The following is a 23,708-nucleotide window of genomic DNA, read 5'->3' on the forward strand; positions in this document are numbered from 1 at the left end:
GGCGCGGCGCCCGGCGTCTGCGATACGGCATTGGCGCCCGCACTGGTCGCCGTCACCGGCGCCCCCGGCCTGGGTGGCGCGTCCGGTTCGATCAGCGGCATCAGGGTCGGCGCCAGCACCACCAGCAGCTGCACCGGCAGCGCGCTGGTGAAGTCGTAGTTCTTCGATTCCGGACCATGCACGTAAGCGGTCATCGAGCCGAAGAAGCGCTCGCCGATGTTGAACACGAAGGTGGCCGAGCGGTTCACATAGCGCGATTCGATCAGTCGCCCGCCGGCCGCATACACGTCGAAGCGCTGGTCGCCGGTACCGGTCTTGCCGCCGACCGGGATCACGCTGCCGTCGGCCTTGACGAACGCCGTCTTGGCGCGCTTGGCGGTGCCGTCCGACACCACGCCGCGGATCGCGTCGGCCACGGTGCGCGCCACTTCCGGCGACAGCACCTGCTCGTTGCCGGTGGCCGGCGCCTTGGTGACCAGGGTTTCATACGGCGTGCCCTTGGCGAAGTGCAGCGAGGTCACGCGCTGCGTCCCCTTGCGCACGCCGCCGTTGACGATGATCCCCATCAGCTCCGCCAGCGAGGCCGGCCGGTCGGCCGAGGCGCCCAGCGTGGTCGCATACGACGGCACCAGCGAATCGAACGGGTAGCCCATCTTCTTCCACTGCTTGTGGATTTCCATGAAGCCTTCCACCTCGATCAGGCCGGCGATGCGCTTGTCCTGCGCGTGCTTGCGGTGGGTCTTGAACAGCCACTGGTAGACGTCCTGGCGTTCCTGCTCGGAAGCGGCGGTCATCTGCGTCAGCGTCGCGCCGGAATGCTTGAGCATGTAGGCCGCCATCCACAGTTCCAGCGGATGCACGCGCGCCAGGTAGCCGCGGTCGGCCAGCGACCAGTTGGCGGCCGCGTACTGCTCGTACAGCTTGGCCACGCGCTCCTCCGGCACCTCGTTCTGCGACGGCAGGTTGTCGTGCAGGTAGGCGCTGAACTGCTCGATGGTCGCTTCCGGATACAGCGTGCGGTGGATCACCGCCAGCCGCACCGGCGTGCTGCGGATGTTGGCGATGACGATCTTGTCGATCTCGCTGGCCGGCTTGCCCTTGTACTTGGCGTAGAAACGGCCGAGGAATTCCTTGCCTTCCTTGTCGGCGAAGCGCGCCAGGTATTCGGCGCGGCGCGGATCGTCGGCGTCGTTCAGCAGCGAGGCCGAGGAGCCCGGCGACTGGAACATGTAGAACTTGGCAACGTCGCGCATCAGGCGCACGAACACCAGGTTGGTCGAATGGCGCAGTGCCTCGGTCACGGTCAGGATCTTGCTGTTGTCCTCTTTCGAGAAGTTGCCGAAGTGGTGCAGGCCGCCGCCGGTGAAGAAGCCCTCGCCCGGATTGCCGGAATACTTGCGCTCCATGGCCGCGTCCAGCATCGGCTTGAGCGCGCGCTGGTCGAGCGGCGTCGCCTTCAGATAGTCGATCGCCCATTGCGACAGCTTGTCCTGCGGCGCCGTCTGGATCTGCGACAGCGCGGCGTTGTCCAGCTTGCCGTATTTCTGGAACAGCTGGTCGATGATGTCCAGGTAAGTGATCAGCGTGCGCAGCTTGGCGGTCGAGCCCAGGTCCAGCTTGGCGCCTTCGTTGATGTCCAGCGGCTGGTCGAAGTTGTCGGTCTGCAGGCGCAGCAGATTGTTCTGCTCGCCCTTCTCCAGCAAGGTAAAGCTGTACACCACGTTGGCCGGATCGCCGTTGCCCAGCATGCCCTTGCCGGTCAGGCCGGCGGCCTTGGCCTTTTCGGGATCGCGCAGGTCGCGCAGCACCTGGGTAACCTGGGTCTGCGCCTGCGCATCCAGCGTGCTGACCACGGTCAGGTCCAGGCGGTCCAGGTTGTACATGCGGTTGTCGCCCAGCAGATTGGCCAGGTGGTTGCGGATCGCGTTCGAAGCCTTGCGGCTGACGAAGGTCTGCGGCGGCGCCGACTGCAGGCCGTTGCCGGTGGCCGGGTGCAGGTGCTGCTGCAGGGCGATGTCGCGCATGGCCGGCGTGATCGCGCCGTCCTGCGCCAGGATGCGCAGGTGGCTGTTGGCCAGCACTTCCAGGTCGGCCGCGCCGTCGCCCAGGTAGTAGCTCGGACGGCGCTGCGCGATCATCAGGCTCAGCGCTTCCTTGTAGATCAGCGCGGTTTCGGGATCGGGCTTGTCGAGCTTGCCGCTGAGGCGGCGGTTGACATCGTTGAAATCGCGGCCGTACCACACCCACATGCCGTCGCCGATGCCGTTCACCTCGCCGTAGCCGGGCTTGGCCGACAGCGGCACCGTGTTCAGGTATTCGATCACGATCTTGCGGCGCGCCTGAGTGGTATTCGGCCCATCCTGATACGAGCGCAGGCTGGCCGAGACCATCTGCTGCAGCTTGTCCTTCATGCCGCTGGTGCGGCCTTCCGGCGAGTGACGGTATTTCTCGATCTGCGTGGCCAGCGTGCTGCCGCCGGCCGCGCGATGGCCGCCACCGACCGCGCTGGCGCTCTTTTCCAGCACTGCCTTGGCCAGACGATCCCATTCCACCGCCGGATTGCGTTTCGGGTAGGTGCCGTCGAGCAGTTCGCGGTTTTCGATGAACAGCAGGCTGCTGACCAGCGCCGGCGGCGCCTGTTCGAATTTGGTATAGATACGCTCCGGGTAGCTGGCGGCGAACAGCTCCTTCTGGCGGCAATCGTAAATCGTCAGGCCGGTCTTGGTCTTTTCGCGGAAGGTGGCGAATACGCCCATGTCCACCAGGTCCGCCATCTTGGGCGAGATGCGCGCCTGCGCCGCCACCTGGTAATCGCGCTGGCTCAACTTGCCGATGTAATCGGGCAGGCCGGCATAGCCCAGACGTTCGTCGTACGGACTGTCGTGCGGGAAGCGGATCATCTTGCTGGGGCCCTGCCCCATCTTGTAGGTCATCTTGCTGGCCAGGTCGCTGAATACGCGGGCCTGCATCGACGATGTGCGGGTTTCCTGATACCCCCACCACGCCGCGAACGATACCCCCATCAGCAGCACCAGCAGGAAGGCGTTGCGGGCGCGCTTGCTTTTCTTCGGGCCACCGTCATCGGGTTCGGGTGGGTCCATTTGCGCCTGAGCCAGATGCGCTTCGGATTCAGGGGCGGGACGGGGCCGGCGGAAACGAAGATTGCTTAACATATGATTCAAACCGGTCGATGTTTCAGTAAAACCTGCTAGCTTCCATTGCACCACATCAGCGCGTCGTCAACCGGAACGAACGCACATAAATTTTATCGCGCCGATATTTTTTCGCAAAAAAACAACGGCGTTCTTCCGGAAGGAGGAACGCCGCTTCAGCCCGTGAAAAGAAGGCGCACTAGGTAGGACTGAACTCTACTTTAAGCTTGCGCAATTCGTCGCACAGTTGCACGAAGGCCGTCGCTGTCTGCACCGGTTCGCCCTTGACGCCCAGCTCGATGTGACGGCGGGTGTTGGCGTCGCCCACGCTCGGCAGGCTGAATACCTTCACGCGCGGGTACTGCTGCTCGATCGCCACCATCAGCGGCGTCAGCGCCGATTCGGCCGCTTCGTACACCAGCACCGATTGCTCCAGCCGCGGCTCGCGGTTGAACAGGTCGGCGTAGTGGTTGTCGAGCACCCATTCCAGCATCGGCCAGGCCATCACCGGGAAACCGGGCACGAAGTAATGCTTGCGCAGCGAGAAGCCGGCGATGTTGTTGTAGGGGTTGGGGATCAGCGCCGCGCCTTCGGCAAATTCGGCCATCTTCAAGCGGTGCAGGTTTTCGGCGGAGTTCAGGTCGGCCTGCTGGCCGGCATCCTGCGCCATCTGCAGGATGCGCTGCTGAATGTTGATCTTGCCCTGTTCATGCAGCACCAGCGGCAGGCCCAGCGCGTCGGCCGCGGCCTGGCGCGTGTGGTCGTCCGGCGTGGCGCCGATGCCGCCGCAGCAGAACACGATGTCGTCGCTGGCGAAGGTGCGCTTCAGCGTTTCGGTGATGCGCACCGGATCGTCGGGCAGCACTTGCGCCCAGGTCAGCTGCAGGCCGCGCGCCGTCAGCATCTGCACCACTTTGGGGAAATGCTGGTCGACCCGGCGGCCGGACAGGATTTCGTCGCCGATGATAATGAGACCGATTGCCATCCTCTACTCCTTCTCCAAGACTTCCTGGGCGCGCAGCTGTGCCAGCGCATCCATGCAATAGTACGCGAACCACAGGCCGGTAAAGATAAATATGATCACGTACAGCCAGATCGACAGCGCCGCCAGGAACGGGAACATCACCACCGCCATCACGCCGCCCAGCCAGATCGCGCCCGGCAAGGCGCCGGCCGCGCCGGAGATCACGCCGATCGCCAGCAGGCGCCAGCGGTGTTCGCGCTGGATCTGGCGGCGTTCGTCGCTGTCGGCGTAATCGGCCAGCGCGTCGTACACCATCACGCGCGTGGTCAGCCAGCCCCACAGCAGCGCCTGCACCACCACCGCCAGCGGCGGGAAGGCGTACAGCGGCAGGGTCAGCACCCACAGGCCGATGAAGATGGCCATGCCGCCCAGTGCCACGCCGGCACTGCCGAGCACGCTGCCGCCGTGGCGTTGCGCCAGTTGCGGATAATGGCGGCGGCCGACGTGGCGGCCGATCATGGGCATGGCCACCACGCCGATGAAGATCAGCGCGGTCAGGATCATCAGCGGCAGCAGCGCCAGCATGGCGATCAGCGGCACCACCACCGTGGTCAGCGCGCCCAGGCCGAGCGAACGCAACAGACCGGTGCTGTAGCTGAAGGCGTCGTAGGCCATGAACTGCGCCTGCACGTAGTCGATCAGCGGCTGCAGGAAGAAATACAGGGCCACGGCCCAGACGCCCAGCGCCAGCAGGAACGGCGCGATGCTCATCAACAGCATCTTGCCGTGCCACTGCGACAGGAAAGCGCGGCTCCACGCGCGGATCACAGCCACCATCAGACCACATCCTTTCGTGCAAATTCGATCATCCGTTTCAGGCCCAGCCAGTGCTGCGACCAGAAGCCCTGGCCATAGTCGCGTCCCGGCAGCGGCACGCCGTCCGCCGTGCGCGGCAGCTGGTCGCGGATGCCGGTGGCGGCGAACTGTGGCGTAAAGTTGGCGGTGCCGAACACCATGTCCCACACCGGCAGCAGCACCGCGAAGTTACAGCCCCCCAGCTTGCCATCGGTTTCATGGCCGACGCCGATGGCGTGGTGCAGGCGATGATAGCGCGGCGACACCAGCAGGCGCTCGCCCAGCCAGCCGAAATGCAGACGCACGTTCGCATGTTGCAGGCTCTGCAGAATACGCGATACCGATACCAGGATCACGTACTGCGACGGTTCGACGCCGATGCCGAGCGCGATCACACCCATGTAGACGTCGCGCAGCAGATCGTCCAGCAGGTGGTTGCGGTCGTCGCTCCACAAATTCATGTTCTGCTGACTGTGGTGCAGGCTGTGCAATCCCCACCACCAGTTGAAGCGGTGCGAGGCACGGTGATACCAGTAATCGAAAAAATCCAGCACCACGAAATACACGCAGAAGCTGGCCAGCGGGCCGACGCCCGGCCACAGCGCCTCCAGGTTGAACGGGTGGAAGCCATCGAAGCGCAGCGCGGCGGCCACGTTGTCCAGCACGGGGTTCAGCGTGAAGAACACCAGCAGCGAGAACAGACCCATGCGGTGCAGCACGGTGTAGATGAAATCGTTCCAGCGGGCGCGCGGATCGGTGATCTGTTGCGCCGGAATCAAGGATTCCAATGGACGCAACACCAGGAACAGCAAGGCCAGCTCCAGCATGCCGATCAGCAGCCACTCCGTCCCTTCGAACGCATCCTCGATGAACTCGCCAAAGCCAAGCTGGAACACCAGCGGCTGGACCACGGTTTCGAACAGCCAGCCCTGGGCCTGGCCGAACCAGTCAGACAGGAAATCCATCATTTGAAGCGGGCGCGATAGGCGGGATGGTCGCGCAAGGTGGCGAAGCACAGCCCCTTCTGCTCCAGTCCGCTGATCAGCGGTTCCAGGTTGGCCGGCGCCCAGGCATCCTGGCGCGACCAGATGCCCATGTGGATCAGCACGATGTCGCCGTTGCCCAGTTCGCGCAGCGATTTCTTCAGCAGGGCCGCGTTCGGATAGGCGGCGCTGGACAGTTCGTCGCCCGAGAAACCGGCCGGGGTCCAGCCGACGTGGCTGTAGCCGCAGGCCTGCCCGGCAGCCAGCAGGCGCGGCGAGGTGCGGCCGGCCGGCGCGCGCCAGACCGGATCGAGATGGCGGCCGGTCAGTTCGACGAAGCGCTGGTCGACGCGGCGGATTTCATCGCAATACTGCGCCGCGCTCATTGCGGTCTGCTTGCCGGCACGGACGCCAAAGCCCGGCTTGAACGTCAGCTGATCGCCCGGGCCGTCCTTGACGAACACGTCATGGTCGAAAGTGTGCGAGCCAATCACATGGCCCTCCGCCACGCGCGCCTTCCAGTACGCGGCCCAGGCAGGATCGAGCGAATAATCGCCGCGCACCGTCTTTTCGTTGGCGAGGAAAAAGGTGGCCTTGATCTGGTGGCGCTTGAGCGTCTCGGCGATCAATTCGGCCTGCGACTGGCTGCCGGTGTCGAAGGTCAGGTACACCGAACCCTGGCACGCCGAGGCGACGGCCGGCGCCAGCGCCAGCAGGGCAATGGCGGCGCGCTGCATCAGCGTTGCGCGGAGTTGAAGAAGAACACGCCGTGCGGCGAACGGCCGACCGGGATCAGCTTGATCACCTTGCGCGATGGCAGGTCGATCACCGCCACCTTTTTGATCCAGCGCAGCGTGACCCACATGGTCTTGCCGTCGTCGGTCACTTCCATGCAATCCGGACCGCCGGGGACATTGATCTGGCCGACGTTTTCCAATGTCTTCTGATCAATGATGTTAATCGAATTGGAAACGCGGTTGGACACATAGGTGTAGCGGCCGTCGCCCGCCGCGCGGAAGTTGTGCGCGCCCATGCCGGTCTTGATGCGCTTGACGGTTTTCTGCGCCTTCCAGTCGATCACTTCCACGTAGTCGGCACCCATGATGCCGACCAGCAGATATTTATCATCGGGCGTCATGGCGATCCCGGCCGGCAGCTTGCCGACCGGCAGCGTCCACTTCACGCTCTGCGTCGCCAGGTCGATGGCGCTGACCTGGTCGCTGCCCTGCTGGGTGATGAATACCATGCTGCTGGCCGCGTTGAACGCCATGTGGCTGGGCAGCCTGGCCAGCGGGATGCGCTTGGCCAGCGTCATGCCGGCGCCGTCGTATTTGTACAGATCGACGCGGTCCAGCCGCAGCGAATTCGAGACGAACCATTTCTGGTCGGGCGAAAAGCCGATCTGGTAGGGGTCGAGAATGTCCTTGACGGTGCGCTGCGGCTGGCCGCTTTTCGGATCGAGGAAGATCAGCTCGTTGCCGACCGAGCTGGCGACGATCAGCGACTTGTTGTCCGGCGTCGCCATCAGGTGGTGCGGTTCCTTGCCGACCGCGATGGTGGACAAATCCTTGTAGCTGGCCTGATCCAGCAACTGCACGGTCGCATCGCGCGAGTTGAGGACGACCACGACATTGGCCTGGGCGCTGCCGAGGGCAGTCAGGGCACACGCACTGGAAAGGAGAAGACGGCGGAAACTGCGGAGCATTGAAATCGCTTAGAGAGGCAAAACTTTATTTTACGTGGAAACCTCGCGCCGGCGTACCGAAAGCCGACAAAACTTCGCGCGTTGTGGCGCCCTGCTACAATGCCGGCCTGTCATTCATGAACTCTTAAAGGAATTACCATGTCCACCATCACCACTCCATCGGGCCTGCAGTACATCGAACTGACCGTGGGCGAAGGCGCCGAAGCCAAGGCTGGCCAGAACGTCGTCGTGCACTATACCGGCTGGCTGCAGAACGACGACGGCAGCAAGGGCGCGAAATTCGATTCGAGCAAGGACCGCAACGATCCGTTCGAATTCGCCCTGGGCGCCGGCATGGTGATCCGCGGCTGGGACGAAGGCGTGCAAGGCATGAAGGTCGGCGGCACCCGCCAGCTGATCATCCCCTCGGACCTGGGCTACGGTTCGCGCGGCGCCGGCGGCGTGATCCCGCCGAACGCCACCCTGATCTTCGACGTCGAACTGCTGGACGTTTAATCCCTCGCTCAGCGCTGCCAGTTGCGGCGCAAGGCTTCCAGTTCCGCTCGCGTGTCGAGCATGCCGCCGACGATGCGCTGGTCGATCGCTTCCAGCAGCGCCGTCGGCATCTCGGTGCCGGCCATGCGGTAGGCGCCGGTCGATGTCATCGGCCGGGCGTTCTGCACCAGCACCGGAATGCGCCACTCCTCATTGGCGCGACAGGCAATCCCCACCAGATCCTGCGCCAGGCCGACCAGCGTGAAGCTGCGGCAGTAGGTGCCTTCATTCGACAGAAAACTCAGTCCCACCCGCACCTCGCCATCGGCCGGCGTGGCGCCGCCCAGCTGCTGGCTGAGCGCGTTGGACAAGCGCCCCTGCGCCACCAGCACGCCGTTGCGGCTGACCACTTCGGTGGCCTGCGCGGTCGTCCCGCCGAACCAGCCCGGCTGCCAGCGCGACAAGCCAAACTTGCCGGCCGCCAGCCCCACCACCATCACCAGCGCCAGCGCGCTCCATTCCAGCCAGCCCCAGTGGCGCCGCGCGGCCTTGCGCGCCGCCTGCTGCGTGGCCTGACGTTGCGCCCGCACCGTCGCCAGCTGGACCACGTTGGCGCCACGGCGCGCGCGGCGGCCGGCGGGGTTCAGCTGATCGGCGTAGAACTCATCGCGCGCCGCCCGCAAGCGTGCCACGCGGCGCGCCAGGCTGCTGTCGCGGCGCATGGCCGCTTCGACCTCGCGTCGGGTCGTTTCGTCCAGTTCGCCATCGGCATACGCTATCAGTGTCTCGTCTGAAAAGCTCATGATCGGTCCTTTACGCATTCCATCATAAACCTTTTTACGGCCGGCTGCGGATTTGCTTGCGGCTTAAAACACCTTTAAATACAAGGGCTTCTTTGTGCCGCGGCGGCGCAGCACAATAAATACAAGGCGCGCTTCGTACAGAACCCATTACATTTGACAATATTTATGCTAATCTGCGCGCTCCAATAACCAAGGAGGTAGTAATGAAAAAAGGCGAACTGATTGCAGAATTTGCGAAACGCACCGAGCTGTCCGCTGCTGCCGCCAACGGCGCAGTGAACACGCTGATCGCCATCATCACTGAGCGTCTGAAAAAAGGCGACTCGGTCGGCATCACCGGCTTCGGCACCTTCTCCGTCGCCAAACGCGCTGCACGCAAAGGCCGCAATCCTGCAACCGGCGAAGCGATCAAGATCGCCGCGTCGAAAACCCCGAAATTCTCGGCTGGCGCCACGCTGAAATCGGCTGTCAACCCGACCAAGAAGAAGTAATTCTTCCGGAGTTTCAGAGCAGTGCCCGCAAGGGCTGCAGCAACGGCGGACCATACGGGCTCATCCCGTATGGCCGCCGTTCTGTTTTGGAGCCCGCCCTCTAGCGCGATTCGTCCTGGCTGCGGTTATGATGTGGCCATCCATCCCACAGCAAGGAGTTAGGTATGAGTTTGCAAGAACAGTTTGAACAAGCGCAGGCGGACTCGAAGAATCTGCCGGAGCGTCCGGACAACATGACGCTGCTGAAAATCTACGCCCTGTTCAAGCAGGGCTCGAGCGGCGATGTGACCGGCGAGCGTCCCGGCATGACCGACTTCGTCAACCGCGCCAAGTACGATGCCTGGGCCGAGTTGAAAGGCAAAAGTCAGGATGAGGCCAAGCAGGCTTACATCGATCTGATCGAAGAGCTGAAATAAAAAAAGCCCCGTCCGGGGCTTTTTTTTATGCAGCCTTGCGGCGGCGGGTCAGGCCGCCCATGATACCCAGGCCGGCCAGCAGCATGGCGTAGGTTGCCGGCTCAGGGACGGCCGACACGCTGAACGCGGTGATCTTCTGGATGGCATCGGTGCCGCCGGTGCCGCCGGTGAAGCCGACATACATGGTGCTGCCGAACTTGGCGCTGAGGTCGACGATCTTGCTGTCGCTGACCGCGTACGACAGGCCGGTCTTGTTGTCGACGAAGGTGCCGCTCATGGTCAGCTCGTGGGTGACGGCGTTGTAGCTGACGGTCTCGGAGCCGCTCACGTTGTTGGCCGCGCCCAGGCTGAAATCGGCCTGCTTCAACCCCTGCACCACGCCGTTGGTGCTCAGGCCGTAGTCGTTGTTGTCCCAGCTGCGGATCACCGAACCCACGGCCGCCGAACCCTTGCCGCCGATGTTCCAGTAGCCGACGTCGCCGCCACCGTTGCCGGTGACGTTGTTGCCGGCGTTCTGGAACGCCAGCGCGATGCCGTCGGCCATCTTGCCGCTGTCATTGCCCAGCAGCGAGAACGAGAAGCTGGTGCTGAACGACTGCGTGGTCGAGATGGCGTTCTGCACCCAGCCCGCGCCCGACTGGCTGGTGGCGTTGGTCAGCTGCAGCTGACCGCCAACCAGCGCCGCGCTGCCCGCCAGGTTGAGCGACGACAGGTCGATCACGGCAGCCGAAGCGGGTGCGGCAATGGCGGCGGCAACGACGGCGGAGAGGGCAAACAGGTGGCGCATGGACATGTCCTTCAGATAGTTGGATTTGAATGGCTTAAATTGCATCAGGTTGCAGATTATACATGCAATATTCTAAATTGCAATTTAATTTTTCACAAAACAACTATAATTTCTTTTAGCCAATAAACAGCTTGCGCATTTTTTCGCTGACCTTGGCTTCGACCTGGCCGGCCATCATACTCAGCGGAAAGCCTAGCGCGATGCGCACCTCGGCCTGGCCCGGCTGCAAGGTCAGCGCGCCGTGGACGCCGCTGCGTTCGAAACGCAGCACATCGCCATCCCAGCGGCAGCTCAGTTCAAATTGTTCGGCCAGCTTGTCGGCCACTTGTTGGGCGGCCGCGCGGGCCTGCTCCGGCGCCAGGCTGTGGGCCTGGACGATGTTGATATCCGCCATGCGGATCCCCCTGCTTGGATTGAACAAAGGCGCCATGATGCCAGCTGGCGGCGGGGCGCGCCAGCCCACCGCGGGGGCAGCAATGTATTTGCTTATATGTATTGTATATAAGGGTAATTTGTGAGAAATACCGAATTACCTTAAAATACAGTGCTTTGCCGAGGTTAGCCAGGCACTGCCCCGCCACCGACGCTGCTGCGTACCATTAATTGATAGGACCGTTATGACTCACGTTGTCACCGAATCTTGCATCGCCTGCCGTTATACGGACTGCGTCGATGTTTGCCCGGTAGATTGTTTCCGCCAAGGCCCCAACTTCCTCGCCATCGACCCTGACGAGTGCATCGATTGCGCCGTGTGCGTGGCCGAATGCCCGGTGAATGCCATTTACGCGGAAGAAGACGTGCCCGGCGATCAACAGCAATTCATCAAGATCAACGTCGACCTGGCCCGCAAATGGCCGTCGATCACCAAGACCATCCCCGCGCTGCCGGACGCCGAGCAGTTCAAGGACGTCAAGGACAAGCTGAATCTGCTGGTACGCTGAGACCTCGGGTCCGGCCAGGCAGCGCAAGCCGTCGCGGGCGCCAGCGCGCCGCGCGGCTTGTGGCCGCCTAACCATTATTGAAATCACAGGAAACCACGTATGAATACCACTGTTACCCCTCCAGGCGTCATCGAAGCCGATGCCGTCATCGTCGGCGCCGGCCCGGTCGGCCTGTTCCAGGTCTTCGAGCTCGGCCTGCTGGAAATCAAAGCCCACGTGATCGACTCCCTGAACGCGGTGGGCGGACAGTGCGTGGAACTGTATCCGGACAAACCGATCTACGACATCCCGGCCGTGCCCTCGTGCACCGGCCAGGAACTGACCGACAACCTGCTCAAGCAGATCGAGCCGTTCGAGCCGACCTTCCACCTGGGCCAGGAAGTGACCAAGGTCGAGCGCCGTGGCGACGGCCGCTTCGACGTCGAAACCACCCTGGGCACCCAGTTCATCACCAAGACCATCTTCATCGCCGCCGGTGTCGGCTCGTTCCAGCCGCGCACCCTGAAGGTGGAAGGCATCGAGCAGTTCGAAGGCGCGCAGCTGTTCTACAAGGTCAAGGACCCGGCGCTGTTCGACGGCAAGAACCTGGTCATCTGCGGCGGCGGCGACTCCGCGCTGGACTGGGCGCTGAACTTTGTCGGCAAGGCCGAATCGGTGGTGCTGCTGCACCGCCGCGACGAATTCCGCGCCGCGCCGGCTTCCGTGGCCAAGATGAAGGCACTGTGCGACGAGTACGAAATGCAGCTGCTGATCGGCACCGCCACCGGTTACGAAACCGACGACGCCGGCAAGCTGAACCATCTGAAGGTCACCGCCGCCGACGGCGTGACCCGCCGCGTGCCGCTGGACATGCTGCTGGTGTTCTACGGCCTGTCGCCGAAGCTGGGCCCGATCGCCGAGTGGGGCCTGGACATCGAGCGTCGCCAGTTGAAGGTGCAGAACACCGAGAAGTTCGAAACCAACGTGCCCGGCATCTTCGCCGTGGGCGACATCAACACCTATCCGGGCAAGAAGAAGCTGATCCTGTCGGGCTTCCACGAAGCCGCGCTGGCCGCCTTCGGCGCCGCGCCGTACATCTTCCCGGACAAGAAGATCCACATGCAGTACACCACCACCTCGCCGAAACTGCACAAGGTGCTGGGCGTCGAGACGCCGGTGTTCGACTAAGCGCGCACAAGCAGTTGTCCTACAGAAAAGCAGCGGAGACGCTGCTTTTTTTATGCCCGAAACAGTATTATTCTTAATTGCAAGATTGCCTGTGGATTCCACGTAGTCCTTGCCAGGCAGCACCGGCAAATGCTTTACGTCATAAACAAATCTTCTATAATCTGACGTATGATGTTGTGCATGGTGCACCGCACCATGCTTACCAGATCGGGATGCCCTATGCTCTACCAACTGCACGAAATGCAACGCTCGTTCCTCACGCCCCTGATGCAGTGGGCCGAGGCGTCGGCCAAACTGTTCACCAATCCGGTGTCGCCGCTGGCGCACACGCCGTTCTCGCAGCGCATCGCCGCGGGCTACGAGCTGATGTACCGCTTGGGCAAGGATTACGAAAAGCCGGCGTTCGAAATCGACAGCACGGAGATCAAGGGGCAGCCCGTGGACCTGATCGAGCACGTGGTGCTCAACAAGCCGTTCTGCCGTCTGATCCACTTCAAGAAAGACCTGGACGACAAGAAGTTCAAGGCGCTGAAACAGCCGACCGTGCTGCTGGTGGCGCCGCTGTCGGGCCACCACTCCACCCTGCTGCGCGACACCGTGCGCGGGCTGGTGGTCGACCACGACGTCTACATCACCGACTGGACCGACGCGCGCATGGTGCCGGCCTCGGAAGGCGCGTTCCACCTCGACGACTACGTCTACTACGTGCAGGACTTCATCCGCCACCTGGGCCCGGACGTGCACGTGATCTCGGTCTGCCAGCCGACCGTGCCGGTGCTGGCGGCGATTTCGCTGATGGCGTCCGACAACGATCCCAAGCTGCCGAAAACCATGACCATGATGGGCGGCCCGATCGACCCGCGCCGCTCGCCGACCGCGGTCAACAACCTGGCCACCGAAAAGAAATTCTCGTGGTTCGAAAACACCGTGATCTACTCGGTGCCGCCGAACTATCCGGGCTTCGGCCGCAAGGTCTATCCGGGCTTCCTGCAGCACGCCGGCTTCATCGCCATGAACCCGGGCCGCCACGCGCAGAGCCACCGCGACTTCTACAACCACCTGGTGCTGGGCGACCAGGAGACGGCCGAAGCGCACCGCAAGTTCTACGACGAATACAACGCCGTGCTGGACATGCCGGCCGAATACTACCTGGACACCATCAAGACCGTGTTCCAGGACCACGCGTTGCCGAAGGGCGAATGGCTGGTCGGCGGCAAGCTGGTGCGCCCGCAGGACATCACCAGCGTGGCCCTGTTCACCGTCGAGGGCGAACTCGATGACATTTCCGGCGCCGGCCAGACCCAGGCCGCGCACGACCTGTGCAGCGGCATCCCGGCCGACAAGCAGCAGGACCTGGTGGTGCAAGGCGCCGGCCACTACGGCATCTTCTCCGGCCGCCGCTGGCGCGAAGTGGTCTGTCCGCAGATCACCGCCTTCATCAGACAGCACGGCTGATACGGACTGTAAGCCCCGCCGCGGCGGGGCTTTTTTTCGGCTGAAATACATCACGTTGTGATATATTCCGGCATGACCGCAAAAAAACTCAGCAAAACCGATTTCGCCGCGCTGTCCGAATTCCGCTACCAGATGCGCAAGTTCGAGCGCTTTTCCGAGGACGTGGTCCAGGAACAAGGCATCACGCCACTGCAGTACCTGCTGCTCCTGCACATCAAGGGCTATCCCGAGCGCGAATGGGCTACCGTCGGCGAACTGGCCGAGCGTCTGCAGGCGCGCCATCACGGCGTGGTGGCGCTGGTCACACGCTGCGAAGCCATGGGGCTGGTCGAACGGCGCAACAGCGCCATCGACCGCCGCCGCGTCGAAGTGCACTTGCTGCACAAAGGCGAAACCATCCTCGCGCAACTGGCCGACCAACACCGTCAGCAACTGCTGTCGCTGGAAGGCGTCTTCACGATCCCTAAACTGCCATGAAAAAATACGATAGCCGCCGCGACTTCGATGGCCAGGCGCGGCTGGTGCTGTTGGCCAGCATCGCCGCCGGCGTCGGCGCGCTCAGCACCCTGACGGCCGACCTGCTGCTGCATGCGATCCGCTTCTTCACCAACCTGTTCTTCTTCCAGAAGCTGTCGACCGCCTTTACCTCGCCGGCCGCACACACGCTGGGAGCGTGGGTGATCGCGGTGCCGGTGCTGGGTGGGCTGATCGTCGGCCTGATCGCGCGCTACGGCTCGGAAGCGATACGCGGCCACGGTATTCCGGAAGCGATCGAAGCCATCATGTTCAAAAAGAGCACCATGTCGCCCAAGGTGGCGGTGCTCAAGCCGCTGGCCTCCGGCATCGCCATCGGCAGCGGCGGGCCGTTCGGCGCCGAGGGCCCGATCATCATGACAGGCGGCGCGGTCGGCTCGCTGATCGCCCAGCATTTCCACCTCAGCGCGGCCGAGCGCAAGGCGCTGCTGGTGGCCGGCGCCACCGCCGGCATGACCGCCGTTTTCGGCACGCCCATCGCGGCGGTGCTGCTGGCGGTGGAACTGCTGTTGTTCGAACTGCGTCCGCGCAGCCTGGCGCCGGTGGCGGTGGCGTGCGCGGTGGCCGGCTTCCTGCGCCCGCTGCTGATCGAAAGCGGCCCGCTGTTCCCGCTGCATACCGCTGTGCTGCCGCCCTCGGCGCTGCTGTCCTGCCTGATCGCCGGCGTGCTGAGCGGCGCGCTGGCGTGGTGCCTGTCCACCGCGCTGTACCGCGTTGAAGACGGCTTCCACAAACTGCCGCTGCACTGCATGTGGTGGCCGGCGCTGGGCGGCATGATGCGCGCGCCGGTGATGGCGGTGGTGTTCGCGTTCGAACTGACGCACGACGTCAACGCCCTGCTGCCGGTGCTGGCCACCGCCACCGTGGCCTACGGCTTCACCGTGATCACCATGCACCGCTCGATCCTGACCGAAAAGATCGCGCGCCGCGGCCACCACGTCTACCGCGAATACGGCATCGATCCGATGGAACGCCACAGCGTGGCCGAGGTGATGACCACCAGCGTGGACAGCATCGATGCCGACGCCCTGATCGCCGACGTGATGCACACCCACTTCCACGCCCAAGCGCGCCACCGCATGTATCCGGTGCTGCGCGACGGCGCGCTGGTCGGCATGCTGGACCGCCAGGGCCTGAACAGCAAGCCGGACGCGCTGCGCGTCAGCGACCTGTCTGGCGTCAACGTCCCCATCGTCGCGCTGGCCGATGAGACCTGCCGCGCGCTGGCCACGCGGCTGGCCGTGCACGGCATCGGCCGGCTGCCGGTGGTGACGGACATGGAAACGCGGCGGCTGATCGGCATCGTCAGCCACAGCGACCTGATGAAAACCGCGCTCGGCCTGCACGCGGAAGAGCTGGAGCGCCAGACCGTACGCAAGGTGAGGTTTTTAGGCCGCGCGCGCGCAGATGTCGGATAATGTCGTTTTCGCCCGACTGACCGCAACACCGTGCCGACCTCCAAACCACTTGCCGACCGCATCGAAGATGTCCTGCCGCAGACGCAATGCACCAAGTGCGGCTATGACGGCTGCCGTCCCTACGCCGAAGCGATAGCGGCCGGCGCGGCCGAGATCAACCAGTGCCCGCCCGGCGGCGCCGAAGGCATCGCGCGGCTGTCGGCGGTCACCGGCCGCAAGGTCATCCCGCTGAATCCCGTCAACGGCCTGGAACGGCCGCGCGCCGTCGCCTACATCGACGAAGCGCTGTGCATCGGCTGCACCCTGTGCATCCAGGCCTGCCCGGTGGACGCCATCGTCGGCGCCGGCAAACTGATGCACACCGTGGTGCCGGACCTGTGCACCGGCTGCGACCTGTGCGTGAACCCGTGCCCGGTCGACTGCATCGTCATGTACCCGGTCACCGAGGCCACCGGCTGGCAAGCCTGGACGCAGGCCGACGCCGACGCCGCGCGCGAACGCCACGACTTCCGCGCCTTGCGCCTGCGGCGCGACAAACAGGAAAACGACGCGCGCCTGGCCGAGAAAGCCCAGGCCAAGCTGGCGGCCGTCAACGCCATCGACCCGGCTGACGCCGCATCGGCGGCCGCGCTGGAACGCAAGCGCGCCATCATCGCCGCCGCCATGGAGCGCGCCCGCCTCAAGAAAGAACAAGAGTCTCAATGAACCCCGCCAAACGCTACGAAATGTTCGTGCGCTTCCGCGCCGCCAATCCCAAGCCTGAAACTGAACTCGAGTACACCACCCCGTTCGAACTGCTGATCGCCGTGCTGCTGTCGGCCCAGGCCACCGACGTCGGCGTCAACAAGGCCACGCGCCGGCTGTACCCGGTGGCCAACACGCCGCAGGCCATCCTCGACCTGGGCGAAGAAGAACTGAAGGGCTACATCCAGACCATCGGCCTGTACAAGACCAAGGCCAAGAACGTCATGGCCACCTGCCGCATCCTGGTCGACAAGCACGGTGGCGAAGTGCCGCCGGACCGCGAATCGCTGGAAGAACTGCCGGGCGTGGGCCGCAAGACCGCCAACGTGGTGCTGAACACCGCCTTCGGCCAGCCGACGATGGCGGTGGACACCCACATCTTCCGCGTCTCCAACCGCACCGGCCTGGCGCCGGGCAAGAACGTCGACATCGTCGAACAGAAGCTGCTGAAATTCGTGCCGAAGGAATTCCTGCACGACGCCCACCACTGGCTGATCCTGCACGGCCGCTACACCTGCAAGGCGCGCAAGCCCGCATGCTGGAACTGCATCCAGCTCGACCTGTGCGACTACCGGGCAAAAACCCCGCCCCCCGCCAGCGCCTGAAGTCCTAGACCAGCACCAGGTTGTCGCGGTGGATCAGCTCTTTGCCTTCGACGAAGCCGAGGATGGCTTCGATTTCGCTGGAGGGCTTGCGCATGATGCGGCGCGTCTCGCCGCTGGTGTAGTTGCAAATGCCGCGCGCCAGCGCTTCGCCCTGCTCGTTGATGCAGGTGATGACCGCGCCCCGGCCGAATTCTCCCTTCACCGCGATCACGCCGATCGGCAGCAGGGATTTGCCCTCGCCGGTCAGCTTCTGCACCGCGCCGGCGTCCAGCACCACCTGGCCCACGGTGTGCAGATGGTCGGCCATCCACTGCTTGCGCGCGGTCAGATGGCCGGTCTGCGCCGACAGTTCGGTGCCGATGCATTCGCCGCCGGCCAGCCGCTCCAGCACCTGCGCTTCGCGGCCATAGGCGATCACGGTATGCGCGCCCGACTTGGCGGCGCGCCTGGCGGCCAGGATCTTGGTCAGCATGCCGCCGCGTCCCAGGCTGCTGCCGGCGCCGCCCGCCATCGCTTCCAGTGAAGGATCGCCCGCGCGGCCATGCTGAATCAGCACCGCCGCCGGGTCCTTGCGCGGATCGGCGCTGTATAGCCCTTGCTGGTCGGTCAGGATGATCAGCGCGTCGGCTTCGATCAGGTTGGCCACCAGTGCGCCCAGGGTGTCGTTGTCGCCGAACTTGATCTCGTCGGTGACCACCGTGTCGTTCTCGTTGATGATCGGGACCACGCCCAGACGCAGCAGGGTGGTCAGGGTGGAGCGGGCGTTCAGATAGCGTTCGCGGTCGGCCAGGTCGGCGTGGGTCAGCAGCACTTGCGCGGTGCCAAGCGCGTGCGCGCGGAAGCTGGTTTCGTAGATCTGCGCCAGGCCCATCTGGCCCACCGCGGCGCAGGCCTGCAGTTCGTGGATGTCGGTGGGGCGCTGCTCGAAGCCCAGGCGCAGCATGCCCTCGGCAATCGCGCCGGACGACACCAGCACCACCTGTTTGCCCAGCGCGCGCAGGGCGGCGATTTGCGCGGCCCAGCGCGCGATCGCGGCGTGATCGAGTCCGCGCCCATCATTGGTGACCAGCGACGAGCCGACCTTGATGATGATGCGGTGAGCTTTCTGTATAACGGAATTCATGAGGCGACGTTCTCAAAACAAAGCGTGGGAGGATGCTGTCTTGACGGGCGGGTCGCCCTGCTTGCCGCGCACAGTCGCCGCTCCCGTGATGCGGGAACGGCGCCGAGGGGGAAAGGCATAATCAGCTGATCACTGATTATGCCGGTGATGCAGGAGTTTAGTCGAGGATTTTGAAACGCGGATCGTCCGGGTCGATCGACGAAATGGCGCGCGCATCTTCCGCCATCTGGGTTTCTTCCGCGCGCTGCTCGACCTGACGCGTCTCTTCCAGATGCTTCTGGATGGCGTTGACCAGTTCCTGCGTGCCGTCGTGGCTCAGCGCGGAGATCTCGAACACCGGCCCCTTGAAGCCGAACTTCTTGACGAAGTCCTTGACCTTCTTGGCGCGTTCCTCTTCCGGCACCATGTCCAGCTTGTTCAGCACCAGCCAGCGCGGCTTGTCGACCAGCGCCGCGTCGTACTTCTTCAGCTCATTGACCAGCGCCTTGGCTTCCTTGACCGGATCGACCGAGGCCTCGAACGGCGCCAGGTCGACGATGTGCAGCAGCAGGCCGGTGCGCGACAGGTGGCGCAGGAACTGGTGCCCCAGGCCGGCGCCTTCGGCGGCGCCTTCGATCAGGCCCGGAATGTCGGCGATCACGAAGCTCTTCTCGTGCGACACGCGCACCACGCCCAGGTTCGGGTGCAGGGTGGTGAACGGATAATCGGCGATCTTCGGGCGCGCGTTGGAGACAGCGGTGATGAAGGTCGACTTGCCGGCGTTCGGCATGCCCAGCAGGCCCACGTCGGCCAGCACCTTCAGTTCCAGTCGCAGTTCGCGGTGTTCGCCTTCCTTGCCGTTGGTCTTCTGCCGCGGCGCGCGGTTGGTCGAGGTCTTGAAATGGATATTGCCCCAGCCGCCCTCGCCGCCCTTGGCCAGCAATTCCATCTGGCCGTGCTCGCTCAGGTCGGCCAGAATTTCGCCGGTGACGTCGTCGATGATCAGCGTGCCCAGCGGCATGCGCAGATGCACGTCGTCGGCGCCGCGGCCATAGCAGTCGGAACCGCGGCCCGCTTCGCCGTTGCCGGCGCGGTGCACCTTGGAGAAGCGGAAATCGACCAAGGTATTGATGTTACGGTCCGCTACGGCCCAGATCGAGCCACCCTTGCCGCCGTCGCCGCCGTCAGGGCCGCCGAACGGGCGGAATTTTTCACGGCAAAACGAGGAGCAGCCGTTGCCGCCGTCGCCACCGATCACTTCAATTTTTGCTTCGTCGATAAACTTCATGATGTACCGCCATAAAACTAAAAGGCTCTACCATGGGCAGAGCCTTTTGATGGAAGGCTTGCGCCTTACAGGACGGCCTCAGGGCCGTGAGCGTAACTTACGCTGCTGCGACTACCGAGACGTACTGCTTGCCTTCGCCTTTGACGACGAACTTGACAACGCCGTCCACCAGTGCGAACAGGGTGTGGTCCTTGCCGGTGCCGACACCTTCGCCGGCGCGCACCGGGGTGCCGCGTTGACGAATGATGATGCCGCCAGCATTGATGGTCTGACCGCCGTAAACCTTAACGCCCAGGCGTTTTGATTCCGAGTCACGGCCGTTTCGCGTAGTGCCGCCGCCTTTTTTGTGTGCCATGCTAAAGCTCCTTGGATACTAAAAAAAGTGTCGATGCGCGATTAGGCGTTGATCGAAACAACTTGGATTTCGGTGTAGTTCTGACGGTGACCCTGATGCTTCTGGTAGTGCTTACGACGACGCATCTTGAAGATCTTCACCTTGTCGTGACGACCGTGGGAAACAACAGTTACCAGAACCTTGGCACCTTCAACCAGCGGAGCACCGAACTTGATGCTGTCGCCCGCGCCAACGGCGAGGACTTGGTCAATGGTGATTTCGGAACCAATGTCTGCCGGTATCTGTTCTACTTTGAGTTTTTCGCCTGCAGCAACTTTGTATTGTTTGCCGCCGGTTTTTATGACCGCGTACATGATTTGAAACCTCTTCAAATGTTAAGAAAATCCCTCGGAAAACCGGGGAACCGCAGATTATACACAGGAACAGATTTTGCGTCAAAAACTATTCACAAACGGCGGCCGGCGTGGTATGTCGGACAAGTTTGCGCCGCTGCGCCACTTAACATTCCGGCAAATCTGATTGTCCGGAAGACAGGGGATGCCCCTCTGAGCAGGGGCATGACGTATAATCTCGGCACTCATAGTCTAACTGCTACAGGTTCGCCTTGTCTGCCGCTACCCAAACCGCCACCCAAAACACCATCACCGAAACGATTGCCGCCGACATGGACGCGGTCAACCTGGTGATCCGCCAGAGACTGCATTCCGAAGTCAGCCTCGTCAATCAGATCGCCGAATACATCATCAGCGCTGGCGGCAAGCGCATCCGTCCGGTGCTGGTACTGCTGGTGGCCAACGCCTACGCCTACCGCGGCACCGCGCACCACGAACTGGCGGCGGTGGTGGAATTCATCCACACCGCCACCCTGCTGCACGACGACGTGGTCGACGAATCGTCGTTGCGCCGCGGCCGCGCCACCGCCAACGCGCTGTTCGGCAACGCCGCCTCGGTGCTGGTGGGCGACTTCCTGTATTCGCGCTCGTTCCAGATGATGGTCGGCCTGAACAACATGCGCGTGATGCAGATCCTGTCGGACGCTACCAACGTCATCGCCGAAGGCGAAGTGCTGCAGCTGCTGAACATGCACGACCCGGACGTCACCCGCGAGCGCTACCTGCAGGTGATCCGCTCCAAGACCGCCAAGCTGTTCGAAGCGGCGGCCGAACTGGGCGCGCTGGTGTCCGGCGCCACGGACGCGCAGATCGCCGCCGCCGGCGAATACGGCCGCTCGCTGGGCACCGCCTTCCAGCTGATCGACGACGTGCTCGACTACGCCGGCGACGCCAGCGAGATCGGCAAGAACGTCGGCGACGACCTGCGCGAAGGCAAGCCAACGCTGCCGCTGATCTACCTGATGGAAAACGGCACCGACGAGCAGCGCCAGCTGGTACGCTCCTGCATCGAGCAGGGCGACGAGCAGCACTTCGACACCATCCTGGCCGCGATCACCAGCAGCGGCGCGCTGGACTACACGCGCGAACAGGCCGTGATCGCCGCCCAGCGCGCGGCCGACGCGATCGCCGACCTGCCGCACAGCGTCTACAAGGAATCGCTGCTGCAGCTGGCGCACTTCTCGGTCCACCGCAACCACTAAAATCCGGGGTCAGTTCTGCCAATCGCACACGGGCTCAAGCATGCAATGCTTGAGCCCGTGTGCGATTGGCAGAACTGACCCCGGATTGCTGCTGCCGTCGCAACGGTGATTTGTTTCTGCACGGATTTTTCTTTATGCCGCCCCAGCCTAGACTGGGGGCTTCAACGGAATAAGGAAACATCATGCAAGCACTGCAACAACTGACGCGCGGCGGCTTCTCCGTCGGCATCGAACTGCCGCTCGACCATGACTGGACACCCGCCGGCGATGCCGCCCGCCGCGCCGCCGGCCGCCTGCCGGGCGAGCCGGACCTGCAACGGCACGCCGAACTGGCCACCCTGGCCGACACCCTGGGCTTCCGCGCGCTGTGGGTGCGCGACGTGCCGCTGTACGATCCCGCGTTCGGCGATGCGGCCCAGGTGTTCGAAGTGTTCAGCTATCTCGGCTACCTGGCCGGCATCACCAAACACATCCTGCTCGGCACCGCCGCCGTGGTGCTGCCGTTGCGCGAGCCGGTGCTGACCATGAAATCGGCCGCCACCGTGCAGCAGCTGAGCCATGGCCGACTGCTGCTGGGCACCGCCAGCGGCGACCGTCCCATCGAATACCCGATCTTCGGCCGCGATTTCGACCAGCGCGGCGCCGCGTTCCGCAACCAGATCGGGCAACTGCGCGCCGGCCACGATCCGGCCTGGCCGCCCGGCGTGCAACTGCTGCCCCGCCCTGCGCAGCCGATTCCGCTGCTGGTGGCTGGCCTGGCCCAGCAGACACCGTCGTGGGCGGGCGCCCACATGGACGGCTGGCTGGCCTATCCCGGCACGCCGGAAGACCACGCGCGCCGCTCGGCCTTGTGGCGCGAGGTGGCCGGTGCGGACAAACCTTACATCAGCTTCATCCACCTCGACCTGCTGGCCGATCCCGACGCCCCGCTGCGCCGCCACCGCTTTGGCGCGGCGACGGGCCGCGATGGTCTGATCGCCGAACTGACAGCGATGAAGGCGGCCGGCGTACACCACATCGGCCTGCACTTCCGCCGCAACCAGCGCCCCATCGCCGAGACCATGGAGGAAATCGCCCACCACGTCCTGCCGGCGTTCTAACCACCGGGGACAGACCACGTTTTTGCAATTTTTTAGCTCCGCTAAAAAATTGCAAAAACGTGGTCTGTCCCCGCAGTTATTTGCGGTAGCGAAGGAAGGCGTTGATGGTGAGGCGACCTTGGCCGGGGTCCGGCGACAGCAGTTCCGGCAGGTCGATCTGGCCGCTGTGGAAAATGGTGGCATCGTAGAAGATGGCGCGGTTCCATCGGGCCGGTAGGGTGCCCAGCTTGTCGAAGTATTGCGGATCGCCGTTGTAGTACTGCGGCGGCGCGCCCAGCAGGCGGCTGAAGGCATCGTTGTCGAGGTGGCGCGCCTGCAGCAGCAGGTGGTCGATTTCCAGCGGATGCCGGCGCGGCCGGTAGAAGCTGGTGCCGCCCAGCCGCGGGTCGTCGAACAGATACAGTACCGATGCCATCGCGCCCTCGCCCGGCGGAGATTCACGCGCGTCGCGGTGACAGATGCGCTGCTGCGGCATCAGCTCTTCCGGCTTAAGGGTGACGATGGACATGCGCGTGTTCACGCCGAGCGCACGCACTGCGCCGAACGCCGGCGCCAGATGGGCATCGAAGAACGCCATCATGGTCTGGTCAAACGCCGCTGGCATAGGCTGCTCGATGCCGGGATAGAGGTTGACCGGAGCCGCACGGAACGCTTCACGCTGCGCCACGGCGTGGTCCACCATCTTGTGCGGCTCCAGCAGGAATTCGTCCACCACCAGGCAGTAGCGCCCCTCGTCCAGGGCCGCCGCCTGTATCACCGGGCGCGGATTGAACAT

At 63.9% G+C, this 23,708-nt stretch carries 26 protein-coding genes; 12 read left to right on the top strand and 14 right to left on the bottom strand.

Annotation, left to right across the window (positions count from 1 at the left end; translation table 11 throughout):
* From E4L98_RS26090 to E4L98_RS26115, 6 genes are all read right to left on the bottom strand, one after another.
* On the bottom strand, nt 1-3,101 hold a 3,101-nt coding region (locus E4L98_RS26090; protein ID WP_135204457.1), incomplete at its 3' end, for a transglycosylase domain-containing protein.
* A 250-nt stretch (nt 3,102-3,351) separates the two neighbouring features.
* Nucleotides 3,352-4,137: a competence/damage-inducible protein A gene (locus tag E4L98_RS26095; RefSeq protein WP_135204458.1), complete on the bottom strand. Its 786-nt coding sequence runs from the start codon at nt 4,135-4,137 to the stop codon at nt 3,352-3,354.
* Nucleotides 4,138-4,140: 3 nt separating this feature from the next.
* A complete protein-coding gene (locus tag E4L98_RS26100; protein ID WP_135204459.1) occupies nt 4,141-4,953 on the bottom strand; it encodes an EI24 domain-containing protein in 813 nt (270 codons plus the stop codon).
* Nucleotides 4,953-5,939, bottom strand: a complete 987-nt coding sequence (locus E4L98_RS26105) for a sterol desaturase family protein (protein WP_135204460.1) — start codon at nt 5,937-5,939, stop codon at nt 4,953-4,955. Before E4L98_RS26105 ends, E4L98_RS26100 begins: the two co-directional genes overlap by 1 nt.
* A complete protein-coding gene (locus E4L98_RS26110) occupies nt 5,936-6,691 on the bottom strand; it encodes a polysaccharide deacetylase family protein (protein WP_135204461.1) in 756 nt (251 codons plus the stop codon). The genes E4L98_RS26105 and E4L98_RS26110 overlap by 4 nt, the downstream gene beginning before the upstream one ends.
* Nucleotides 6,691-7,659, bottom strand: a complete 969-nt coding sequence (locus E4L98_RS26115) for a YVTN family beta-propeller repeat protein (protein ID WP_135204462.1) — start codon at nt 7,657-7,659, stop codon at nt 6,691-6,693. Before E4L98_RS26115 ends, E4L98_RS26110 begins: the two co-directional genes overlap by 1 nt.
* Before the next feature lie 138 nt (nt 7,660-7,797).
* On the opposite strand from E4L98_RS26115, the gene E4L98_RS26120 reads away from it, so the two are divergent.
* Nucleotides 7,798-8,154 (top strand): FKBP-type peptidyl-prolyl cis-trans isomerase, encoded by a 357-nt coding sequence (locus E4L98_RS26120; protein ID WP_135204463.1) that lies wholly within the window; start codon nt 7,798-7,800, stop codon nt 8,152-8,154.
* A gap of 8 nt (nt 8,155-8,162) precedes the next feature.
* Here the strand turns inward: E4L98_RS26120 and E4L98_RS26125 are convergent, their stop codons facing one another.
* Nucleotides 8,163-8,936 (bottom strand): hypothetical protein, encoded by a 774-nt coding sequence (locus E4L98_RS26125; protein WP_135204464.1) that lies wholly within the window; start codon nt 8,934-8,936, stop codon nt 8,163-8,165.
* A gap of 173 nt (nt 8,937-9,109) precedes the next feature.
* Here E4L98_RS26125 and E4L98_RS26130 point away from each other — a divergent pair, with 173 nt between their 5' ends.
* Both E4L98_RS26130 and E4L98_RS26135 read left to right on the top strand, forming a co-directional pair.
* Nucleotides 9,110-9,427, top strand: coding sequence for an HU family DNA-binding protein (locus E4L98_RS26130; protein WP_255490429.1), 318 nt, complete (start codon nt 9,110-9,112; stop codon nt 9,425-9,427).
* A gap of 164 nt (nt 9,428-9,591) precedes the next feature.
* The gene (locus tag E4L98_RS26135) at nt 9,592-9,843 is read left to right on the top strand and encodes an acyl-CoA-binding protein (protein WP_135204465.1); all 252 of its coding nucleotides are present in this window, start codon (nt 9,592-9,594) and stop codon (nt 9,841-9,843) included.
* A gap of 25 nt (nt 9,844-9,868) precedes the next feature.
* Here E4L98_RS26135 and E4L98_RS30965 read toward each other — a convergent pair whose 3' ends face one another.
* Together E4L98_RS30965 and E4L98_RS26145 are read right to left on the bottom strand one after the other, a co-directional pair.
* Nucleotides 9,869-10,675 carry a PEPxxWA-CTERM sorting domain-containing protein gene (locus E4L98_RS30965; RefSeq protein ID WP_135204466.1) on the bottom strand — a complete coding sequence of 269 codons (807 nt, stop codon included), beginning with the start codon at nt 10,673-10,675 and terminating at the stop codon, nt 9,869-9,871.
* 70 nt (nt 10,676-10,745) lie between these two features.
* Complete coding sequence (locus tag E4L98_RS26145; protein WP_135204467.1) at nt 10,746-11,024, bottom strand: polyhydroxyalkanoic acid system family protein; 279 nt, start codon at nt 11,022-11,024, stop codon at nt 10,746-10,748.
* A 223-nt stretch (nt 11,025-11,247) separates the two neighbouring features.
* On the opposite strand from E4L98_RS26145, the gene fdxA reads away from it, so the two are divergent.
* From fdxA to nth, 7 genes are all read left to right on the top strand, one after another.
* Nucleotides 11,248-11,571 carry a ferredoxin FdxA gene (fdxA, locus tag E4L98_RS26150; protein WP_135204468.1) on the top strand — a complete coding sequence of 108 codons (324 nt, stop codon included), beginning with the start codon at nt 11,248-11,250 and terminating at the stop codon, nt 11,569-11,571.
* Nucleotides 11,572-11,670: 99 nt separating this feature from the next.
* The gene (locus E4L98_RS26155) at nt 11,671-12,738 is read left to right on the top strand and encodes an NAD(P)/FAD-dependent oxidoreductase (RefSeq protein ID WP_135204469.1); all 1,068 of its coding nucleotides are present in this window, start codon (nt 11,671-11,673) and stop codon (nt 12,736-12,738) included.
* Between the two features lie 219 nt (nt 12,739-12,957).
* Nucleotides 12,958-14,193, top strand: a complete 1,236-nt coding sequence (locus E4L98_RS26160) for a polyhydroxyalkanoate depolymerase (protein ID WP_135204470.1) — start codon at nt 12,958-12,960, stop codon at nt 14,191-14,193.
* A gap of 72 nt (nt 14,194-14,265) precedes the next feature.
* Complete coding sequence (locus E4L98_RS26165; RefSeq protein ID WP_135204471.1) at nt 14,266-14,670, top strand: MarR family winged helix-turn-helix transcriptional regulator; 405 nt, start codon at nt 14,266-14,268, stop codon at nt 14,668-14,670.
* Complete coding sequence (locus tag E4L98_RS26170) at nt 14,667-16,145, top strand: chloride channel protein (protein WP_135204472.1); 1,479 nt, start codon at nt 14,667-14,669, stop codon at nt 16,143-16,145. Before E4L98_RS26165 ends, E4L98_RS26170 begins: the two co-directional genes overlap by 4 nt.
* Before the next feature lie 30 nt (nt 16,146-16,175).
* The gene (rsxB, locus tag E4L98_RS26175) at nt 16,176-16,850 is read left to right on the top strand and encodes an electron transport complex subunit RsxB (protein ID WP_135204473.1); all 675 of its coding nucleotides are present in this window, start codon (nt 16,176-16,178) and stop codon (nt 16,848-16,850) included.
* Nucleotides 16,847-17,494 carry an endonuclease III gene (gene nth, locus E4L98_RS26180; RefSeq protein WP_135204474.1) on the top strand — a complete coding sequence of 216 codons (648 nt, stop codon included), beginning with the start codon at nt 16,847-16,849 and terminating at the stop codon, nt 17,492-17,494. The genes rsxB and nth overlap by 4 nt, the downstream gene beginning before the upstream one ends.
* Nucleotides 17,495-17,498: 4 nt before the next feature.
* Here the strand turns inward: nth and proB are convergent, their stop codons facing one another.
* The 4 genes from proB to rplU form a co-directional block, all read right to left on the bottom strand.
* Nucleotides 17,499-18,617, bottom strand: coding sequence for a glutamate 5-kinase (gene proB / locus E4L98_RS26185; protein WP_135204475.1), 1,119 nt, complete (start codon nt 18,615-18,617; stop codon nt 17,499-17,501).
* Between the two features lie 157 nt (nt 18,618-18,774).
* Entirely contained in the window at nt 18,775-19,884 is a 1,110-nt protein-coding gene (gene obgE, locus E4L98_RS26190; RefSeq protein WP_135204476.1) for a GTPase ObgE, read from the bottom strand.
* A gap of 97 nt (nt 19,885-19,981) precedes the next feature.
* Nucleotides 19,982-20,239 carry a 50S ribosomal protein L27 gene (gene rpmA, locus E4L98_RS26195; RefSeq protein WP_135204477.1) on the bottom strand — a complete coding sequence of 86 codons (258 nt, stop codon included), beginning with the start codon at nt 20,237-20,239 and terminating at the stop codon, nt 19,982-19,984.
* A gap of 41 nt (nt 20,240-20,280) precedes the next feature.
* Nucleotides 20,281-20,592 carry a 50S ribosomal protein L21 gene (rplU, locus tag E4L98_RS26200; RefSeq protein WP_135204478.1) on the bottom strand — a complete coding sequence of 104 codons (312 nt, stop codon included), beginning with the start codon at nt 20,590-20,592 and terminating at the stop codon, nt 20,281-20,283.
* Nucleotides 20,593-20,843: 251 nt separating this feature from the next.
* Between rplU and ispB the strand changes: the two genes are divergently transcribed.
* Both ispB and E4L98_RS26210 read left to right on the top strand, forming a co-directional pair.
* Nucleotides 20,844-21,833, top strand: a complete 990-nt coding sequence (gene ispB / locus E4L98_RS26205) for an octaprenyl diphosphate synthase (protein ID WP_135204479.1) — start codon at nt 20,844-20,846, stop codon at nt 21,831-21,833.
* Between the two features lie 182 nt (nt 21,834-22,015).
* Complete coding sequence (locus E4L98_RS26210) at nt 22,016-22,933, top strand: TIGR03571 family LLM class oxidoreductase (RefSeq protein WP_371857288.1); 918 nt, start codon at nt 22,016-22,018, stop codon at nt 22,931-22,933.
* A gap of 76 nt (nt 22,934-23,009) precedes the next feature.
* On the opposite strand, the gene E4L98_RS26215 is transcribed toward E4L98_RS26210, so the two are convergent.
* A complete protein-coding gene (locus tag E4L98_RS26215; protein WP_135204481.1) occupies nt 23,010-23,708 on the bottom strand; it encodes a DUF6445 family protein in 699 nt (232 codons plus the stop codon).

This window comes from Duganella callida (genome assembly GCF_004614165.1).
In the GTDB taxonomy this organism is placed as follows: Bacteria; Pseudomonadota; Gammaproteobacteria; order Burkholderiales; family Burkholderiaceae_D; genus Rugamonas; species Rugamonas callida.

Excerpts from the sequence above, each read along its gene's own strand:
- E4L98_RS26095 (WP_135204458.1), bottom strand. The coding sequence starts at position 4,137 with ATGGCAATCGGTCTCATTATCATCGGCGACGAAATCCTGTCCGGCCGC.
- E4L98_RS26100 (WP_135204459.1), bottom strand. The coding sequence starts at position 4,953 with ATGGTGGCTGTGATCCGCGCGTGGAGCCGCGCTTTCCTGTCGCAGTGG.
- E4L98_RS26105 (WP_135204460.1), bottom strand. The coding sequence starts at position 5,939 with ATGATGGATTTCCTGTCTGACTGGTTCGGCCAGGCCCAGGGCTGGCTG.
- E4L98_RS26110 (WP_135204461.1), bottom strand. The coding sequence starts at position 6,691 with ATGCAGCGCGCCGCCATTGCCCTGCTGGCGCTGGCGCCGGCCGTCGCC.
- E4L98_RS26115 (WP_135204462.1), bottom strand. The coding sequence starts at position 7,659 with ATGCTCCGCAGTTTCCGCCGTCTTCTCCTTTCCAGTGCGTGTGCCCTG.
- E4L98_RS26120 (WP_135204463.1), top strand. The coding sequence starts at position 7,798 with ATGTCCACCATCACCACTCCATCGGGCCTGCAGTACATCGAACTGACC.
- E4L98_RS26125 (WP_135204464.1), bottom strand. The coding sequence starts at position 8,936 with ATGAGCTTTTCAGACGAGACACTGATAGCGTATGCCGATGGCGAACTG.
- E4L98_RS26135 (WP_135204465.1), top strand. The coding sequence starts at position 9,592 with ATGAGTTTGCAAGAACAGTTTGAACAAGCGCAGGCGGACTCGAAGAAT.
- E4L98_RS30965 (WP_135204466.1), bottom strand. The coding sequence starts at position 10,675 with ATGCAATTTAAGCCATTCAAATCCAACTATCTGAAGGACATGTCCATG.
- E4L98_RS26145 (WP_135204467.1), bottom strand. The coding sequence starts at position 11,024 with ATGGCGGATATCAACATCGTCCAGGCCCACAGCCTGGCGCCGGAGCAG.
- fdxA (WP_135204468.1), top strand. The coding sequence starts at position 11,248 with ATGACTCACGTTGTCACCGAATCTTGCATCGCCTGCCGTTATACGGAC.
- E4L98_RS26155 (WP_135204469.1), top strand. The coding sequence starts at position 11,671 with ATGAATACCACTGTTACCCCTCCAGGCGTCATCGAAGCCGATGCCGTC.
- E4L98_RS26160 (WP_135204470.1), top strand. The coding sequence starts at position 12,958 with ATGCTCTACCAACTGCACGAAATGCAACGCTCGTTCCTCACGCCCCTG.
- E4L98_RS26165 (WP_135204471.1), top strand. The coding sequence starts at position 14,266 with ATGACCGCAAAAAAACTCAGCAAAACCGATTTCGCCGCGCTGTCCGAA.
- E4L98_RS26170 (WP_135204472.1), top strand. The coding sequence starts at position 14,667 with ATGAAAAAATACGATAGCCGCCGCGACTTCGATGGCCAGGCGCGGCTG.
- nth (WP_135204474.1), top strand. The coding sequence starts at position 16,847 with ATGAACCCCGCCAAACGCTACGAAATGTTCGTGCGCTTCCGCGCCGCC.
- proB (WP_135204475.1), bottom strand. The coding sequence starts at position 18,617 with ATGAATTCCGTTATACAGAAAGCTCACCGCATCATCATCAAGGTCGGC.
- obgE (WP_135204476.1), bottom strand. The coding sequence starts at position 19,884 with ATGAAGTTTATCGACGAAGCAAAAATTGAAGTGATCGGTGGCGACGGC.
- rpmA (WP_135204477.1), bottom strand. The coding sequence starts at position 20,239 with ATGGCACACAAAAAAGGCGGCGGCACTACGCGAAACGGCCGTGACTCG.
- rplU (WP_135204478.1), bottom strand. The coding sequence starts at position 20,592 with ATGTACGCGGTCATAAAAACCGGCGGCAAACAATACAAAGTTGCTGCA.
- E4L98_RS26210 (WP_371857288.1), top strand. The coding sequence starts at position 22,016 with ATGCAAGCACTGCAACAACTGACGCGCGGCGGCTTCTCCGTCGGCATC.
- E4L98_RS26215 (WP_135204481.1), bottom strand. The coding sequence starts at position 23,708 with ATGTTCAATCCGCGCCCGGTGATACAGGCGGCGGCCCTGGACGAGGGG.